Origin of the sequence: Acinetobacter sp. S40, from assembly GCF_016624705.1 — a bacterium.
Classification (GTDB): domain Bacteria; phylum Pseudomonadota; class Gammaproteobacteria; order Pseudomonadales; family Moraxellaceae; genus Acinetobacter.
In genome coordinates this window covers 385320-402573 of the sequence record NZ_JACVTU010000003.1, presented here as the reverse complement: position 1 = coordinate 402573, position 17254 = coordinate 385320, and the positions used below count along the sequence as shown (strand labels likewise).

General features: G+C 38.2%; 14 protein-coding genes. 9 read left to right on the top strand and 5 right to left on the bottom strand.

What is annotated here, in order from left to right; all coding sequences use genetic code 11:
- Positions 1-47: 47 nt before the first annotated feature.
- The 3 genes from IAE19_RS06940 to IAE19_RS06930 form a co-directional block, all read right to left on the bottom strand.
- Positions 48-1148 carry a YheT family hydrolase gene (locus tag IAE19_RS06940; RefSeq protein ID WP_200460199.1) on the bottom strand — a complete coding sequence of 367 codons (1101 nt, stop codon included), beginning with the start codon at positions 1146-1148 and terminating at the stop codon, positions 48-50.
- A 201-nt stretch (positions 1149-1349) separates the two neighbouring features.
- Positions 1350-1757 (bottom strand): nuclear transport factor 2 family protein, encoded by a 408-nt coding sequence (locus IAE19_RS06935; protein ID WP_200460198.1) that lies wholly within the window; start codon positions 1755-1757, stop codon positions 1350-1352.
- 68 nt (positions 1758-1825) lie between these two features.
- Entirely contained in the window at positions 1826-3850 is a 2025-nt protein-coding gene (locus tag IAE19_RS06930; protein WP_200460197.1) for an NADPH-dependent 2,4-dienoyl-CoA reductase, read from the bottom strand.
- A gap of 123 nt (positions 3851-3973) precedes the next feature.
- Between IAE19_RS06930 and IAE19_RS06925 the strand changes: the two genes are divergently transcribed.
- The 5 genes from IAE19_RS06925 (at position 3974) to putP (ending at position 9783) form a co-directional block, all read left to right on the top strand.
- A complete protein-coding gene (locus IAE19_RS06925) occupies positions 3974-4516 on the top strand; it encodes a PadR family transcriptional regulator (RefSeq protein ID WP_200460196.1) in 543 nt (180 codons plus the stop codon).
- Positions 4517-4545: 29 nt separating this feature from the next.
- On the top strand, positions 4546-5463 hold the full coding sequence (locus IAE19_RS06920; RefSeq protein WP_200460195.1) for an alpha/beta fold hydrolase: 918 nt from the start codon (positions 4546-4548) through the stop codon (positions 5461-5463).
- Between the two features lie 354 nt (positions 5464-5817).
- The gene (locus IAE19_RS06915; RefSeq protein WP_200460194.1) at positions 5818-7113 is read left to right on the top strand and encodes an MFS transporter; all 1296 of its coding nucleotides are present in this window, start codon (positions 5818-5820) and stop codon (positions 7111-7113) included.
- Positions 7114-7245: 132 nt separating this feature from the next.
- Positions 7246-7950, top strand: a complete 705-nt coding sequence (locus IAE19_RS06910) for an SIR2 family NAD-dependent protein deacylase (protein ID WP_200460193.1) — start codon at positions 7246-7248, stop codon at positions 7948-7950.
- 339 nt (positions 7951-8289) lie between these two features.
- Positions 8290-9783, top strand: coding sequence for a sodium/proline symporter PutP (gene putP, locus IAE19_RS06905; RefSeq protein ID WP_200460192.1), 1494 nt, complete (start codon positions 8290-8292; stop codon positions 9781-9783).
- A gap of 33 nt (positions 9784-9816) precedes the next feature.
- Here the strand turns inward: putP and IAE19_RS06900 are convergent, their stop codons facing one another.
- Entirely contained in the window at positions 9817-10305 is a 489-nt protein-coding gene (locus IAE19_RS06900; protein WP_200460191.1) for an Lrp/AsnC ligand binding domain-containing protein, read from the bottom strand.
- Between the two features lie 134 nt (positions 10306-10439).
- Between IAE19_RS06900 and putA the strand changes: the two genes are divergently transcribed.
- The 4 genes from putA (at position 10440) to IAE19_RS06880 (ending at position 16422) form a co-directional block, all read left to right on the top strand.
- On the top strand, positions 10440-14210 hold the full coding sequence (gene putA / locus IAE19_RS06895) for a trifunctional transcriptional regulator/proline dehydrogenase/L-glutamate gamma-semialdehyde dehydrogenase (protein ID WP_200460190.1): 3771 nt from the start codon (positions 10440-10442) through the stop codon (positions 14208-14210).
- A gap of 91 nt (positions 14211-14301) precedes the next feature.
- Complete coding sequence (locus IAE19_RS06890; protein ID WP_200460189.1) at positions 14302-14778, top strand: GrpB family protein; 477 nt, start codon at positions 14302-14304, stop codon at positions 14776-14778.
- Between the two features lie 76 nt (positions 14779-14854).
- Positions 14855-15940, top strand: a complete 1086-nt coding sequence (gene trmA / locus IAE19_RS06885; protein ID WP_200460188.1) for a tRNA (uridine(54)-C5)-methyltransferase TrmA — start codon at positions 14855-14857, stop codon at positions 15938-15940.
- A gap of 251 nt (positions 15941-16191) precedes the next feature.
- Entirely contained in the window at positions 16192-16422 is a 231-nt protein-coding gene (locus IAE19_RS06880; protein WP_200460187.1) for a hypothetical protein, read from the top strand.
- Positions 16423-16452: 30 nt separating this feature from the next.
- Here IAE19_RS06880 and IAE19_RS06875 read toward each other — a convergent pair whose 3' ends face one another.
- Positions 16453-17223, bottom strand: a complete 771-nt coding sequence (locus IAE19_RS06875; protein ID WP_200460186.1) for a phosphodiester glycosidase family protein — start codon at positions 17221-17223, stop codon at positions 16453-16455.
- Positions 17224-17254: the final 31 nt, after the last annotated feature.

Genomic DNA, 17254 nt, shown 5'->3' with positions numbered 1-17254 from the left:
AAATAAAGCCCAATCGTCTGGGCTTTATTTATAAATCAGAAAATTAATCATGATCCATTTTTGTCTTTAATCAAAAAATAATTAGACATCAGACGTGCTGCCCATGACGTACTACGCCAACCTTCGTAAAAACCACAATGGCTGCCCTTTTTTGTTGTTATCACTGCAATATTATCCATTTGTTGAATCACCTCTTTATAGGGTTCAAGATTTTTGATCGAACAAACAGGATCATCCTCAGCATTTAAAATGATCAGTGGAATTTTCACATTCTCAAATACATAAATCGGATTGATCGCTTGGCAATAACTTTGATAATCCTGAAAACCAGCCATTTCAAAATATTCTTTTTCAAACTCTTCAAGGTTAGTAGTTGCCAAAACCTTTCCGAGTGAAGCTGTTTGGCTCCACGTATTTTGATAGGGATAAATAAAGTACTTAAACAATTTTTTGGTCATCATTTTGCTATAAAAAGGATGAACATTTTTAAAACCAATTTCTGTGTTATAACCGGGACACATTGCAAAAGCAGCTTTGAATGGCGTATCTGTGCCTTGTTCTCCCAGATAACGTACCAAAAGTCCTGTTCCTGCCGATGAACCTACAGCATATAAATCAGAGTGTGGAAATAAATTCTGGATATGCGTAAGTTGCTCTTTTAAATCATGAGTCGAACCAAAAAGTGAAATCTGTGGTACAGGCATTGGCAAACCTGCATGTCCTCGACGCAGACACAGTGCAATCCGCCAACCTGTATATTCGTTTAAGTCTTTCACCAATTCTCGCATACTTTCAGGAGTTCCTGTAATTGTATGCATAATAACCACGGTTGGAGTTTCTGGCGGCAGATCATAGCCATACCATGCGATAGCAGTTACTCCACCATCCTGCATTTTAAGCTGTTCAATACGATCATACTCAAGTTTGACAGTTTTTTTACGAATAATATCGAAATAAAGCAGATGAACATGAGTATTGCTAAGCCAAGGTGTTGGCCGATATTTCTGCTTTAACTGAGGCAGCTTTTCCAGAACCTCTTTAATTTTTCCTTTCGGATCATAATAGATTTTGGGCTGTTCAGCGCCCAGAACCGAATCAAACAATTCAGAGCCCAAAACCTTTATTCTGTTTAAACTGGGTATGCCCATATCCAATAACGACCTCTGACTATGAGTTAAATATTTGTCGCCTCAATGCGACGACCTATTCGTTCCCCAACGAGAAAAGATCAATAGCTAAAATTCTTTGTTTGAATAGAAACTATTACTAAACATCTCGAAAAATATCACCTAAGAAATTTTAATACCGTATTGAATCAATCAAAAAATATTGACGTCATTTTCTATCTATTAGTTTGGTTGATACTTTGCAAATCTTGCACCCATTTTTTCAGCTAAAGCAGCCAAACCACTCATTGGACGGATCATGACTTCAAAATCGATAATTTTACCTTGCTCATTAAAACGGATCATATCAATACCTTTCAACGATTTTTCGCCTACATTCGCAGCAAATTCAAGTACAACATTTTCTCCATCTTCTGTATAGAACTCACGATGGTAAGTAAAATTTTCAAAAATTTGTACCACATTGGTCAATATAAAATAGACAACATGTTTTCCCTCATAAGGCTTAAAAGCAACAGGTGAGCGAAAAACTACATCTTCAGCCAATAAATCATTTAGATCTGTCAAATTCCCTGATTTGACCATGTCATGCCATTTTTCTAACGATTGTTTTGTAGTTGCAAATGCCATTATATTTTCCTTACTTATTTAATTTATGAAATAAGGGTATCTTCTTTGAGAAAAATACCCCATTTTGTTTATAAAGTTGCAGCTAATTCAGCACCTTGACGAATCGCACGCTTGGCGTCCAACTCCCCTGCTTCTTTGGCTCCACCAATCAAGTGAACATTTTTACCATCAGCTTTTAATTGATCGTACATTGCAGTATAAGACTCCTGACCTGCACAGATCACGACATGATCGACTTCCAAAATCCGGGTTTGACCATCGACCGTAATATGCAAACCTTGATCATCCACTTTGTCATAGCTTGCACCCGCAATCATCTTCACATCACGATGCTTCAAGCCTGTGCGGTGAATCCAGCCAGTGGTTTTACCTAAACCTGCACCGACCGCCGCCGTTTTGCGCTGCAATAAATAGATTTCACGCTCTGACTTTTCAAGTTCAGGCTGTTTTAAACCGCCCACATGCGCATAAGTTGTATCAATACCCCATTCTGCATAGAATTTTTCAGGATTTAAGCTACCACTTTCACCCTCATGACTTAGATATTCAGCCGTATCAAATCCAATACCACCAGCCCCAATAATTGCAACCTTCTGACCGACAGGTACATGCTCTTTTAATACTTGGATATAGCTCAAAACTTTCGGGTGATCGATACCTTCAAATTGTAATTGACGTGGTGTTACGCCCGTTGCAACTACAATTTCATCATAATTGGCTTGGCTTAGCTCGTCATAAGTTACGGTATGATTTAGAACCAGCTCAATATTCGGTTGCAATTCAATTTTACGTTTGAAATAGCGTAAAGTTTCATAGAACTCTTCTTTGCCAGGAATTGTTTTAGCAATATTAAACTGCCCGCCAATTTGATTACTTGAGTCAAATATTTTAACTTGATGACCACGACTTGCAGCATAAGTTGCAAAGCTTAAACCTGCTGGACCAGCACCAATTACCGCAATATTTTTGCTTGCAGTGGTTTCTTTAAAAATCAATTCGGTTTCATAACATGCACGAGGATTAACCAAACATGTTGCAATTTTCATCGAAAAGATATGATCTAAACATGCCTGATTACAACCAATACATGTATTGATTTCATCACTACGACCTTCGCTGGCTTTTAATACAAAATCTGCATCCGCCAACATAGGACGAGCCATAGAAATCATATCTGCCTGACCTTGAGCCAAAACACGTTCTGCCATTTCGGGAGTGTTGATACGGTTAGACGTAATTAATGGAACTGAAACTTCACCTTTTAATTTTTCAGTCACCCATGTAAATGCAGCACGTGGTACTTTGGTTGCAATCGTTGGAATACGTGCCTCGTGCCAGCCAATCCCTGTATTAATAATCGTTGCACCCGCTTTTTCAATGGCTTTAGCAAGTTGAATCACTTCGTCTAGCGTTGAGCCGCCTTCGACCAAGTCCAACATAGATAAACGATAAATAATAATAAAATTTTCACCGACTAAAGCACGAGTACGCTTCACAATCTCAATCGGGAATCGAATACGATTTTCATAACTCCCGCCCCATTCATCATCACGATGATTGGTACGCGCAGCAATGAATTCATTGATCAAATAGCCTTCTGACCCCATGATTTCAACACCATCGTAACCCGCATATTGAGCCAATTTGGCGCAATTGGCAAAGTCATCAATCGTTTGTTGAACTTCACTTGAACTAAGTGCTTTAGGCTTAATTGGGTTAATCGGGGCTTGAATTGCAGATGGAGCGACATTATTTGCCTGATAAGAATAACGTCCAGTGTGCAAAATTTGCATTGCAATTTTACCACCAGCTTCGTGTACAGCTTGGGTAATGACTTTGTGCTTTTCCGCTTCTTCAATCGTATCTAGCTTGGTACCATGAGAAAACACTACACCATCATCATTGGGAGAGACACCGCCAGTCACGATTAATCCAACATCACCTTTTGCGCGTTCAGCATAAAAAGCAGCCATACGTTCATAGCCTTTCGGTGCTTCTTCCAAACCAATATGCATAGATCCCATAAGCACACGGTTTTTTAAAGTCGTAAAACCCAAATCAAGTGGTTTTAATAAATGTGGATAAGCTGACATATTTTCTCCTTTGGCTCGCATCTGCTTGCTTAATGCAACTTGTTGCATAAATATATAATCAAATTTTATTTTTTATGCAACATATTGCATAATCTGATCAGTCACAAAATGTTTTGGATTGCCATGTCACTGTCTCACGTTTTACTCACCAGCTTATTGGAAAAACCAAGTACAGGTTTTGAGTTGGCACGCCGTTTTGATCGTTCCATGGGTTTTTTCTGGAATGCAAGTCATCAGCAAATTTATCGTGAACTTAATAATATGTTAGGGAAAGGCTGGATTTCGACTATCGAAGAAGAAAACGAACAAAGCCGTAAAAAAACGTATCAGGTTGAACAACCCGGACGTATTGAGCTTGCGGACTGGCTGATCCAAAAAAGCGAACCTGCTCAATTACGCGAAGATTTAATGGTCCGACTACGTGCTGAAGCACAATTGGGAGGAAATCAAATCATCTTGGAATTAGAAAGACATCTATCCTTGCATAAAAATAAACTGGAAATTTACCAAAATATGTATGATAAGGACTTCAAAGCGTCTAACAAACCAGATCGAGTGTTATTTATTCACAAAAAAATTCTTGAACTTGGTATAAACTTAGAAAAAGGCTGGATTGACTGGCTAAAAGATGTAATTCCACAACTTAAACAATTTGAAAATACTTAAATCTGGTTTTTCACTACGAGGAATATGACATGCCTTTTTATACCATGCCTGATCAGGAACAATTATTTGTACGTCGTATCGGACGTGGTGAACCTGTTTTAGTTTTATCAGGACTTGGCATGGTGAGCTGGCAATGGTTGCCTTTTATCTTTACCCATTTAAATAAATACGAATTTATTATTCCTGATTGGCGTGGCTTCGGTCATTCTAAAAACTGCGCTATTCCTCAGGATTTAGATGCCATTTCGAGTCACTGGCGTGATATCGAAACCTTAATTGAGCAATTGAATCTTCAAAATTTTATCCTAATGGGTTATTCCATGGGCGCAACAACAGCAATGCATGGGATGCAACATGGCCATTTGGCACAACAATTAAAAGCTTATTTGCATATTGATCAAACACCTAAAATTACCGTTGACGAATCTTGGCAATTTGGCCTTTTTGGCTCTAAGCATGATGCTTTTAAAACCCTATTAACAGATTTAGATGATTTATTAAATGGCTATCCAAATGCGGTTTATCTAAGTGATTTACCTTTTGCAGACCGTCAACAATTAGTCCAACTCTGGGCAGAGTTTATTGAGCTTCAAAGTAGTAACAAGTATAGTTCGATTGTTTTTAAAGTTGCTTTAAATAAACCACCACTACAAAAATATCTACTCCCCATTCAGCGTATTGATTATCTACACTGGTATGTAAAAAACTATTTAAATCATCAGGAAGATTATCGTCAGGCATTAACTCAACTTGAGTGTCCAACTACATTTTTTATTGGTCAAAACTCCACGCTTTATCCTGAAACGGGTCAAACCATTGTAGCGAAAAGTGTTAAAAGATCACGCCCCATTTATTTTAAACGTTCAGGACATACCCCTTTACTAACCGAACCCAAGAAATTTAGTCAGGAAATTCGAAAATTTCTTCATCGGCTTAAAATATCTTAAAAACTGATAAAACAAAATATTTCGTTTGCATTTTTTATTGAAATTTATTTTTCATTACCTAAACCTTTAGCGAATTTTGATTTCAACTATCAAAATGATGTTTTATTATTCAAACAATTTTACATTAAACTAAAGGTGCATGAAAAAATTTAATACATTGTTATTTAAGGATTATTTTTACAACTATTTCTATAATTTTTTCAACTCGCGCCTAAACTGTAACTAATTACTATAGATTGTGACTCTGTAACAGGAGTATTCTTAATAACGGCTTATAATTTTTTTGTTTTTTAGGGCAAAGGCTTTGGTAACAAGGCAAATGATATTAGGAATAAATGGACATAGGATATTTATATGAGCGAAGTCGTTTATACCAAAGAAGAGAAGAAAAAACGTGTATTGGGCATTGTAGGTGCATCCTCTGGTAACTTAGTTGAATGGTTCGATTTTTATATCTATGCTGTATTTGCCATGTATTTCCAGCATGCATTAACAGCACCAGATATGAATTCTACTGCTCAGGGAGTTTATGTATGGGGTGTATTCGCAGCAAGTTTCTTTATGCGACCTATTGGTAGCTGGTTGTTTGGTCGAATTGCTGATAAACATGGTCGTAAACAATCAATGGTTATTTCGATTGCTTTGATGGCCATCAGTTCATTTCTTTTTGCACTCTTACCAACTTATGATCAGGTAGGCATGATTGCCCCATTCCTGTTATTACTGGTTCGACTTTTACAAGGTCTATCGGTAGGCGGTGAATATGGCGCTGTCGCAACCTACATGAGTGAAATTGCACTCAAAGGTCAACGCGGTTTTTATGCATCTTTTCAATATGTCACGCTATCTGGTGGTCAGTTATTAGCCAGCTTGGTCGGGGTAATTTTGCTAGCGTTCATGAGTGAACAACAATTGATGGATGGCGGTTGGCGTATTCCGTTTGTCATTGGTGGTATCGCAGCGATTGTCTCTTTATTAGCTCGAAGCAAACTAGAAGAAACGCTTTCACATGAAGACAGTGAGAAGAAAGAATCTGGTTCATTGCGTGAGCTATTTAAAAAGCACTGGGGAACTTTCTTACTGGTTGTAGGCTATACTTCAGCGGGTTCACTGACTTTTTACGTTCTTACGGTTTATTCAAAAACCTATATCACTAGTTTAGGGATTGATGGAAAGACCGTTGGTTATATGATGACCTGTGCGCTCTTTGTTTACATGATTGCTCAGCCTCTATTTGGTATGATTTCGGATCGAATTGGTCGTCGTGCATCAATGTTAGCCTTTAGTGCAGGCAGTGCTATCCTGATCTACCCGATCATGGTAATTGCGATGCGTCATTTTAGTTATTCACCTGTGATTATAACTTTACTCCTCATCTTCTTAATGATGTTTCTAAGTTTCTACACTTCAATCAGCGGTTTGATTAAGGCTGAAATGTTCCCGCCTCATGTTCGTGCACTCGGTGTAGGTTTCTCATATGCTGTTGCTAATGCGATCTTTGGAGGTTCAGCACCTGCTGTTGCATTACAATTTAAACAAGCAGGCATTGAAAATGAGTTCTTCATATATGTCATTGTCATGTTGATTATCTGTTTCTTCTGTAGTTTTAGACTGCCGAAAGAGCCAGAATATTTACATCACGATAAATAAGTGATTAAACAAATCTTTAAAAGTCCGCCCAATTGGCGGATTTTTTACACCCAACCATACTTGTAGATCAATTCATTTCTTTATACCTTTATATAGCTAAAATATGATCTTAAAACTAAAGGTTAAGTGGGCATGAAAAATTTGGTGATTTTCTCTGGCGCAGGCATGAGTGCAGAAAGTGGCATTAGCACTTTTCGTGACAGCAATGGATTATGGGAAAATTATCAAATCGAGGATGTCGCAACACCTGAAGCATGGCAACGCAATCCAGAACTCGTACAACGATTTTATAATGAACGGCGCCAAAATATTATTTCTGCCGAACCTAATATTGCACATCAATATATTGCAGACCTTGAACAATATTATAATGTCCAAGTTATTACACAAAATATAGACGATTTACATGAACGGGCTGGCTCCAGCAATGTATTACATTTACATGGCAACATTCGTTTAGCTAAAAGCTCGGGCCCTTCGGCTCAATTTACCCAGCAATTTTATCAAATTGAAGGAAGTGAACTCCATCTACAACATGATAAATGCCCTGAAGGTTTTCCATTGCGTCCACATGTAGTCTGGTTTGGTGAAGCGGTTCCCGCCTATGACGATGCAATTCATCTTCTAAACGATGCTGATATTTTTATCGTAATTGGTTCCACTTTAAGTGTATATCCTGTGGCTGGATTAATTCATGAGATCCCATCCTATTGTGAAGCATTTTATATTGATCCTAAAGCAGATTACTCTAGAGTTCCTTCTCAATATTACTTAATCAAAAAAACTGCATCTGAAGGCATGAAACAGCTTTTTGAAAAGTTGATAAAGCACTTATGATGATTTTAAATGACTAACCGTTTATTCTTTCATCAATATAAAATAACAATACCGCTTATATTTTAATCATATTGCTGAACAATTATTCTATTTTTGTTTAATTGATCAGCTATTCTAACAATAAATTCAAGTGAATATTTCTAATTGATTGAAATATAAAAGATATTAAATAATTATTTTAAACAAGATTTTTTTACATAAATTTACATTATATATACTTAAAATTAACAGTTAATGCTTTCGCATCCGTGTTTGAATCAACGCCTTATTTTTAGGCAACCAAATTTTTTTGGACTGGTTGATTACTCGCGTAAATGCACATAAGGATAGGTCCCACACATGAATTCTATCAATCCAACCATTATCACGTTTTTATTCTACATCGTGGCAATGGTCTGTATTGGTCTCTACGCTTACAGAGCTACTAGAGACTTTTCAGATTATATTTTAGGTGGACGAAGCCTCGGAAGTTTCGTTACTGCATTGTCAGCTGGTGCATCAGACATGAGTGGGTGGTTACTCATGGGCTTACCCGGCGCCATTTATTTATCCGGGCTTTCAGAAGCATGGATCGCTATTGGCTTGATTATTGGTGCATGGCTCAACTGGTTATTTGTTGCGGGTCGCCTGCGTGTACATACCGAAGTTCAGTCAAACTCACTGACCCTTCCCGATTATTTTACCAATCGCTTTAATGACACCAAGAAGTTATTACGTGTTTCTTCTGCCCTTATCATTTTGATATTCTTCTCAATTTATTGTGCTTCTGGCATGGTTGCGGGTGCGCGGTTATTTGAAACGATTTTTGGTATGGAATATCACACTGCTTTATGGGTTAGTGCGATTGCTACCATTAGTTACGTCTGTATTGGTGGTTTCCTTGCTATTAGTTGGACAGATACTTTTCAGGCAGGCATGATGTTTTTTGCCTTGATGCTCACTCCTATCTTTGCTTATCTAGCAATAGGTGACGGTCAACAACAATTTACCCAATTGATTGATACTGCTCGCCCTCATGCATTTAATATGCTTTCAGGAGTAAGTTTTATTGCCATTATTTCTGCAACCGCATGGGGTTTAGGTTATTTTGGTCAGCCGCATATTTTGGTGCGTTTTATGGCTGCCGATTCAGTTAAATCGATTCCTGCTGCGCGTCGTATCGGCATGTCGTGGATGATTTTATGTCTGGGTGGCGCGGTTGGTGCGGGCTTCTTTGGTATCGCATTTTTCCAATTGCATCCTGAACTTGCAGGAAATGTGGGCAGAAACTCTGAGCTGGTCTTTATGGAGTTGGCACAGATTTTATTTAATCCGTGGGTAGCGGGAATTATTATGGCAGGTATTTTATCTGCGGTTATGAGTACTTTAAGCTGCCAACTTCTAGTTTGTTCAAGCACATTGACTGAAGATTTTTATAAATCTTTCTTGCGTAAAAATGCCTCTCAAAAAGAATTAGTCTGGGTCGGTCGTTTGATGGTACTGGCAATTTCAGTATTTGCGATCTGGTTAGCCAGTAATCCTGAAAGTAAAGTTTTAGGTTTAGTTGCCTACGCATGGGCAGGTTTTGGTGCGGCTTTTGGTCCTCTGATTATTCTATCTTTGTTCTGGAAACGCATGACTTTAAACGGCGCTTTAACAGGAATGATTGTGGGTGCAGTTGTAGTCATTGGCTGGAAAAACTTATTTGCATCAACCGGTATTTACGAAATTATTCCAGGCTTCGTTTTAGCAACTATTACGATTGTCATTGTTAGCCTGTTAGGTAAACAGCCAGGTAGAGAAGTGACCGATCGTTTTGAAGAAGCTGATCGTATATATCATGAATCAAAATAATTTCTAGAGTTTTTTATTTTAAAATTAGGGACTTTAAGGAGTCCCTTTTTTTATATTTCGCTTTGGTAGTTTAATTTTAGAAGTTTCTTTAACCACTTGCATCACAGGATAACTGCGCGTTTCTTTAACGCCAGGTAATTGCCATAGCGTTTCTCCTGCAAACTTACGATATTCTTCCATGTTGGCGCTACGAACTTTCATTAGAAAATCAAAACCGCCACTGGTCATATGACATTCTACTATTTCAGGATATTCCAATACTGCTTCAATAAATTCATTTAAGCCATTAGAGGTAGTTTTATCCAGCAAAACTTCTACAAATACCAGAAAACTGGCGTTAAGCTTCTCTGGATTTAGCTTTGCCTCATAACCGATTATAAATTCTTCCTTAGTCAGTTTTTGCACTCGCGCCATTACTGCGGTTGCAGAAAGATTAACGGTTTCAGCCAATTTTGTATTAGAAATCTTTCCATCTTCTTGAAGAATATCAAGAATTTTTAAATCTACGCGATCCAGCGACATAAACCACCCTCAAGACAAAATATTTCACTAAAAAATACCGATATTATAGTGAGTTATTCGGTAATTATTTTGTAATGATAAATTATCTAAACCTATCTCACAATATTGGAGTGAGATCGTCACTGGAATTTGACATGAACATGATGGATACCGACCCAAATATGGACACTGCAAAACCTCATTTCGGATATATCACTGAGTTTAAAGAAAAAAGTGAACTGGAAGAGCGAATAAATACTGCATGGCGTCGTCCAGAACCCGAAACCGTCGAAACGCTGCTTAAAGCCGCCTCGATTTCAGACGAACTTGACCATAAAATATATGAACTGGCGTTTGATCTTGCCAATGCTTTACGTGAACGCAAAGTATCTTCCGGCAAAGCGGGTATTGTTCAAGGGTTATTACAAGAGTTTTCGCTTTCTTCTCAGGAAGGCATAGCGCTTATGTGTCTGGCTGAGGCGCTGCTACGTATTCCAGATGCAGCAACACGTGACCTTCTCATTCGAGACAAGATTAATCAGGGTAACTGGAAAGACCATCTCGGTCAAAGCAGCTTGATGTTTGTCAATGCTGCGGCATGGGGTTTAATGTTGACTGGCAAACTTATGGAAACCCCAAAACAAGGTAGCTTATCTGGTTTATTAACATCAATTCTTGCGCGTAGCGGCCGTGGTGTGATCCGCAAAGCGGTTGATGTCGCCATGCGTATGATGGGTGAGCAATTTGTCACAGGTGAAACCATCGAAGAAGCCTTAAATCATGCCAAGTCTCTCGAAAACAAAGGCTTCAGTTACTCGTACGATATGTTAGGCGAAGCGGCTCTAACAGAGCATGATGCCGAACGTTATTTCAATGACTATACTCAGGCGATTCATGCTATTGGACAAGCATCCAATGGCAAAGGTGTTTATGATGGTCCGGGTATTTCCATTAAGCTATCCGCTTTACATCCACGATATCAACGTTCGCAAATTGCCCGTGTTCATGACGAATTGTATGGCAAGGTGTTTGAACTAGCGCAGCTTGCAAAAAAATATGACATTGGCTTAAACATTGATGCCGAAGAAACGGATCGTCTGGAAATTTCACTTGAATTATTAGAACGACTTTGTTTTGAGCCTGCACTTTCAAACTGGAAAGGTATCGGTTTTGTCATTCAGGCTTATCAGAAACGTTGTTTTTACGTGGTGGATTATGTTGTAGATCTGGCTAAACGCAGTCAAAAACGCTTGATGATTCGTCTAGTGAAAGGCGCATATTGGGATAGTGAAATTAAAAAAGCCCAAATCGATGGTATGGATGACTACCCGGTCTTTACCCGTAAAGTACATACCGATTTATCCTATATTGCATGCGCTAAAAAGCTTCTTGCTGCTCCAGAACAGATTTACCCACAATTTGCCACCCATAATGCGCAATCACTTGCGACAATTTATCAATTGGCAGATCCGGAAAAATATTATATAGGGCAATACGAATTTCAATGTTTACACGGCATGGGTGAACCTTTATATGAACAAGTGGTCGGCTCACGTGATGACAAAAAACTGGGTGTTCCATGTCGTATCTATGCGCCTGTAGGAAACCACGAAACTTTACTCGCCTATCTGGTACGTCGTCTGCTGGAAAATGGTGCCAATACTTCATTTGTTAATCGTATTGCAGATCAAAATTTAAAAATTGAAGATCTAATTCAATCACCATTTAAAGACATCTACAGTATCGCTGCCCGTGAAGGTCAGGTTGGCTTAAAACATCCTGCCATTCCTTTGCCTCATGATTTGTACGGCGACTTGCGTCAAAATTCTGTAGGTTTTGATCTTGCCAATGACGCAACATTGTCACAATTAAATGAAACTGCTCAACAGCTTGAAAATAAAGTTTGGGAAAGTAAATCGCTACTTGCTGATAATGTTCATCAGGTTGATGTCAGCCCACAAGCGCTCCTAAATCCCGCAATGCATCAGGACATTGTCGGCTATGTTCAAGAAGCAACCCTAGAGCATGTAGAAGTAGCACTCAACTCAGCCACTCAAGCACAACAGCTCTGGGCAAATACTGCAAAAATTCAACGTGCAGCTGCACTTAAAAAAGCAGCTGATTTGATGGAATCACGGATGCAAGAACTACTGGTTTTGCTCTGCCGTGAAGCAGGAAAAACCTATGCCAATGCCATTGCCGAAGTTCGTGAAGCTGTTGATTTTCTACGTTACTATGCAACTCAGATTGAAAGCCTAAATTCAACGACTCTCATTCAACCTTTGGGCACAGTACTCTGTATTAGTCCGTGGAACTTCCCTTTAGCAATTTTTACAGGCCAAATTGCAGCGGCTTTAGCCGCAGGAAACTGTGTGATTGCCAAACCTGCAGAACAAACACCATTAATTGCAGCACAAGCAGTTCACCTGCTTCATGAAGCAGGTGTTCCAGGCGAGGTATTACAATTATTACCAGGTCGTGGTGAAATTATTGGCGCAAAACTAAGTTCTGATGATCGGATTCAGGGCATTATGTTTACTGGTTCAACCGAAGTTGCAAAAATTTTGCAAAAAGCAGTTGCCAAACGCCTATCACCTTCTGGCCAGTCCATTCCGCTGATTGCTGAAACAGGCGGTCAAAACGCCATGATCGTAGATTCATCTGCATTGACTGAACAAGTCGTAATCGATGTGGTCAACTCGGCTTTTGACAGTGCAGGTCAACGCTGTTCTGCACTGCGCATTTTATGTGTACAGGAAGACAATGCAAAAACACTGGTGACTATGCTTAAAGGCGCGATGCAGCAACTGATCATGGGTAATCCATTTATCCTAAAAACAGATATTGGACCTGTGATTGATGCTGAAGCAAAACAAACGATTGATCAGCATATCCAGAAAATGCGCAGTAAAGGCTATCCAGTACATCAATTGATATTTAATGATGATGCCTCGCAACATACCGAATTCAATCAAGGGACATTTGTTCGACCAACGCTGATTGAACTTCCAAACCTCGATGATCTTGAACGTGAAGTATTTGGCCCTGTTTTGCATGTGATTACTTATAAACACGGCGAAGTCCAGCAATTACTTGAACGCATTAATGCTAAAGGTTATGGCCTGACGATGGGCCTACATACTCGTATCGATGAAACTATCAATACTGTGGTGCAACATGCTGAAGTTGGTAATCTTTACATTAATCGTAATATCGTTGGTGCAGTAGTAGGCGTACAACCCTTTGGCGGTGAAGGTTTATCAGGTACAGGGCCTAAAGCGGGTGGTCCGCTTTATCTTTATCGTTTAATGGCGGATTGTTCAGAAAAAATGTTACAGCTTCCTTTTGGAGTTAAAGCAGAAAAAATTTCTGAGCCATTCCCGCAATTAACCCTATTCCGTGAATTCTTTGCGTGGGTTAAACAACAGTATCCACAACAAAAGTTCCCAAATGTCGTTCCAATAAATGTTGGTCATGCTTTTGACTTACAAGGCCCGACAGGTGAAACAAACCGTTATATGATGTTGCCACGAAAACGTGTTTTGGCACTTGCCAATAATGAATTGGATATGATTCATCAAATACTGGCCATTTTTGCAGTAAACAGTCAAGTCGCCTTATTACAAAACAGTCCGTTCTTACAAAGATTTGGACAGCAATTACCCAAAGCAATTCGTCAGGCAATTATTGAAATCGATCATGTCGAGCACGGGGATTTTGATGCAGTTTTGCATCACGGTTCAACTGAAGAGCTACAAGCTTTACAGATCCAAATTGCCAATCGTAAAGGTGCTATTGTAGGCATTACCCATATGGAAAATGCTGAACAAATGATTCCTTTAGAGCGTTTGGTCATTGAACATGCGATTAGTATTAATACCGCAGCGGCAGGTGGTAATGCCAGTTTAATGACGATGTCAGAATAGCTCATATCTCTATAATCGTTTCAAACTATGCCCTGATTGTTTAATTCAGGGCATTTGTTTTAGGATGATAATTTTCACCATATAAATAACCATGAAATTTTATCAAGCTCAAGATTATCAACCAGAATGTCAAAACCAGTTTCAATATTATCAAGCTTTAATACATGAGAAACTTCCCTTTGCACGTATTGAGCATATTGGCTCATCGTCTATTGTAAATACTGTTTCTAAAGGGGATTTAGATATCTATATTGAAGTTTCTCCTGAATGTTTTAATCACGCCCTTGATATATTAAAGCCATTAGGTTTTATGGAAAAACAAAATACGCTAAGAACTGATGAACTTTGCATGCTCATTGCTACTGACCAAAAACTTGATATAGCCTTACAAGTCGTCACTACTGGTTCAGTATTTGAATTTTTTCTTACATTTAGAGATAGACTCAATGCAAATCCTGTTTTGGTACGCCAATACAATCATTTAAAAGAACGCTGTACAGGTTTAGATGAAGATATCTATCGACAATACAAATCCGCATTTATTGAACACGTCTTACAATCGTATTAAACCTAAGTTTTCTCCCTGTGGATCTGTTTTTTTGCTACTATTTGCGCTTTGATAGATCTTGATATTTTTCTTATTTATGTCTCAAACTTACCAGCAGCAGCTTCAAAGTAAAATCGAACGAATCACTCAGCAATTTGCTGAATTTAATGCGCCTACACTTGAGGTTTTTGAATCTCCTGAACAATATTTTCGTATGCGTGCAGAGTTTCGTATTTGGCATACCGATGAAGATTTGTTCTATGCCATGTTTGAACGTGCTGAAGATGGGAAACAAAAAGAAGTTGTTCGTGTGGATGAGTTTCCAATTGCAGATATAAGCATTAATGAATTGATGCCGAAATTATTGCAGGAATTAAAAGCCAATCCTGTTTTATCACAACGTATTTTTGAGGCTGATTTTCTGGCAAGCTTAAGTGGAGAGATGTTAGTTACCCTTATTTACCATCGAAAACTGGATACTGAGTGGGAAACTGCAGCAAAATCACTTGCTGAAAAATTGAATATTAAAATTATGGGTCGCAGTCGTGGTCAAAAAGTCATTATTGGCGATGACTATGTGGTTGAACAATTAAACGTGCATGGTCGTACTTTTAAATACAAACAAATCGAGAGTAGCTTTACTCAACCCAATGCACACGTCTGCCAAAAAATGCTGACATGGGCATGTGATGTCATTGAAGAATCGAGTCAGGACCTACTTGAATTGTATTGTGGAAATGGAAATTTCACCTTACCTCTGTCATTACATTTTCGTCGAGTACTTGCAACTGAATTGGCTAAAAGTTCAGTGTATGCCGCGCAATGGAATATTGAACAAAACCAGATTCAAAATATTCAAATTGCCCGACTATCAGCTGAGGAATTTACACAGGCGTATCGGGGTGAGCGTGAGTTTAGACGTTTACAGGAAGCCAATATAAATATCCAAAGTTATAACTTCGACACCATTTTTGTGGATCCGCCACGTGCAGGAATTGATGATGAAACCTTAAAACTTTTGACGGGTTTTAAACGGATTCTTTATATTTCTTGTAATCCAGATACGCTCTATGACAACTTAAAAACTTTAAGTAAAACTCATCGCATTATTCGCTTTGCTTTATTTGATCAGTTTCCATTTACTCATCATGTTGAATCTGGTGTCTTGCTTGAATTAATTTAAACAAATTATTGCAATGTAACTTTTAGAATAAAGGGTTTTTTGATAACCCTTTATTCTTTATAAATATTTTGTAATGAAAATATGATATAAATCAAAGATCAAGATCTAAGGGCTGTCATAATTTCGTTAAATCTAAAGATTATCATCGGAAAATTTAGAGTTCATTTGTTGCTTTTATCACTTTAGTTGACTTGTATTTTATTTTATTTTGGCTATATTTCGAGCTATGTTAGGTTGAATGTGAAGGCTCTATGAGTTTTTGGCAAAAGCTGTTTTCGGCAGCAGATGAAATCAATAACGAGCATAAGAATCAGATTGCTTGTGTTGAAAATGATTGTTCATGTAAAACAAACGAGCAGTTAGTCTCTGCGTTAGCAAAAGCAACTGATGAAGATACTATCAAAGGTATAAAGAAAGTACTGGTATCTCGTGGGTACAGCCGCAAAGAGTTAAATGAAATTAATCATCACCCTGTACAGTAAAAATAAAAACCGCCAGTTGGCGGTTTTTTGTTATCGGCACTGTTTAGAATCAAGTAATGCAATCATTGGCCCTAACGGATAACGCTGATCTTCCCGAAAAATTTTAGGAAAATATAAACTGGATATAGAACCATCCAAATATAGCGCATTATCTATATTCAATTTATCCTTAAAAAACTTGGAAAATTGATAAAAATTAACTCGATTTCGTGTAATTACAAAATAAAGACGATTATCTTTTAGCCCAACACCATTACGAATTTTTAACGACTTAGAACTTGCTAAAAACTTCGGATTGATCTTCCCATCAATCACTAACATTGGGCCAGACTGGGTTGCATACTTTGCTTTAAATTGGCTAGATTTAAAGGCTTGAGTGGTTTCAATAACAGCATGTTGATCATTCCACGCAACAACACCATTGGGCTGCATAAAGAAATTTCCGAAACCCTGTTGTTCATTCAGTGCGATGTATTGTTGATTATTTTCAATGTATAGCCCCACTGGAGTGTAATCTGGATGATACATGCCTCCATTCATAGCAAAATCCAATGTTTGACATGCCCTGATTTGCTTTTTAATATTTTCAAATCTTAATAAAGGCTGATGTGCCTGATCATTTAAAAATAATTGAAGCTTAGATAAATTTTTAACTTGTATTACATCAACATCTGCTCCGTCCCGAGTAAATTGAACTCGTTGATAATCAACCCGTTCAGTGGCATAGTTTGATTGAGTAAAGAAAGTGGATAAAACAGGTAAAATAACTCCGGATTTTAAGATTCTTCCCCACTTTGACATTTTGCTACTCTTTTTTTGGCTAAATCAGCGA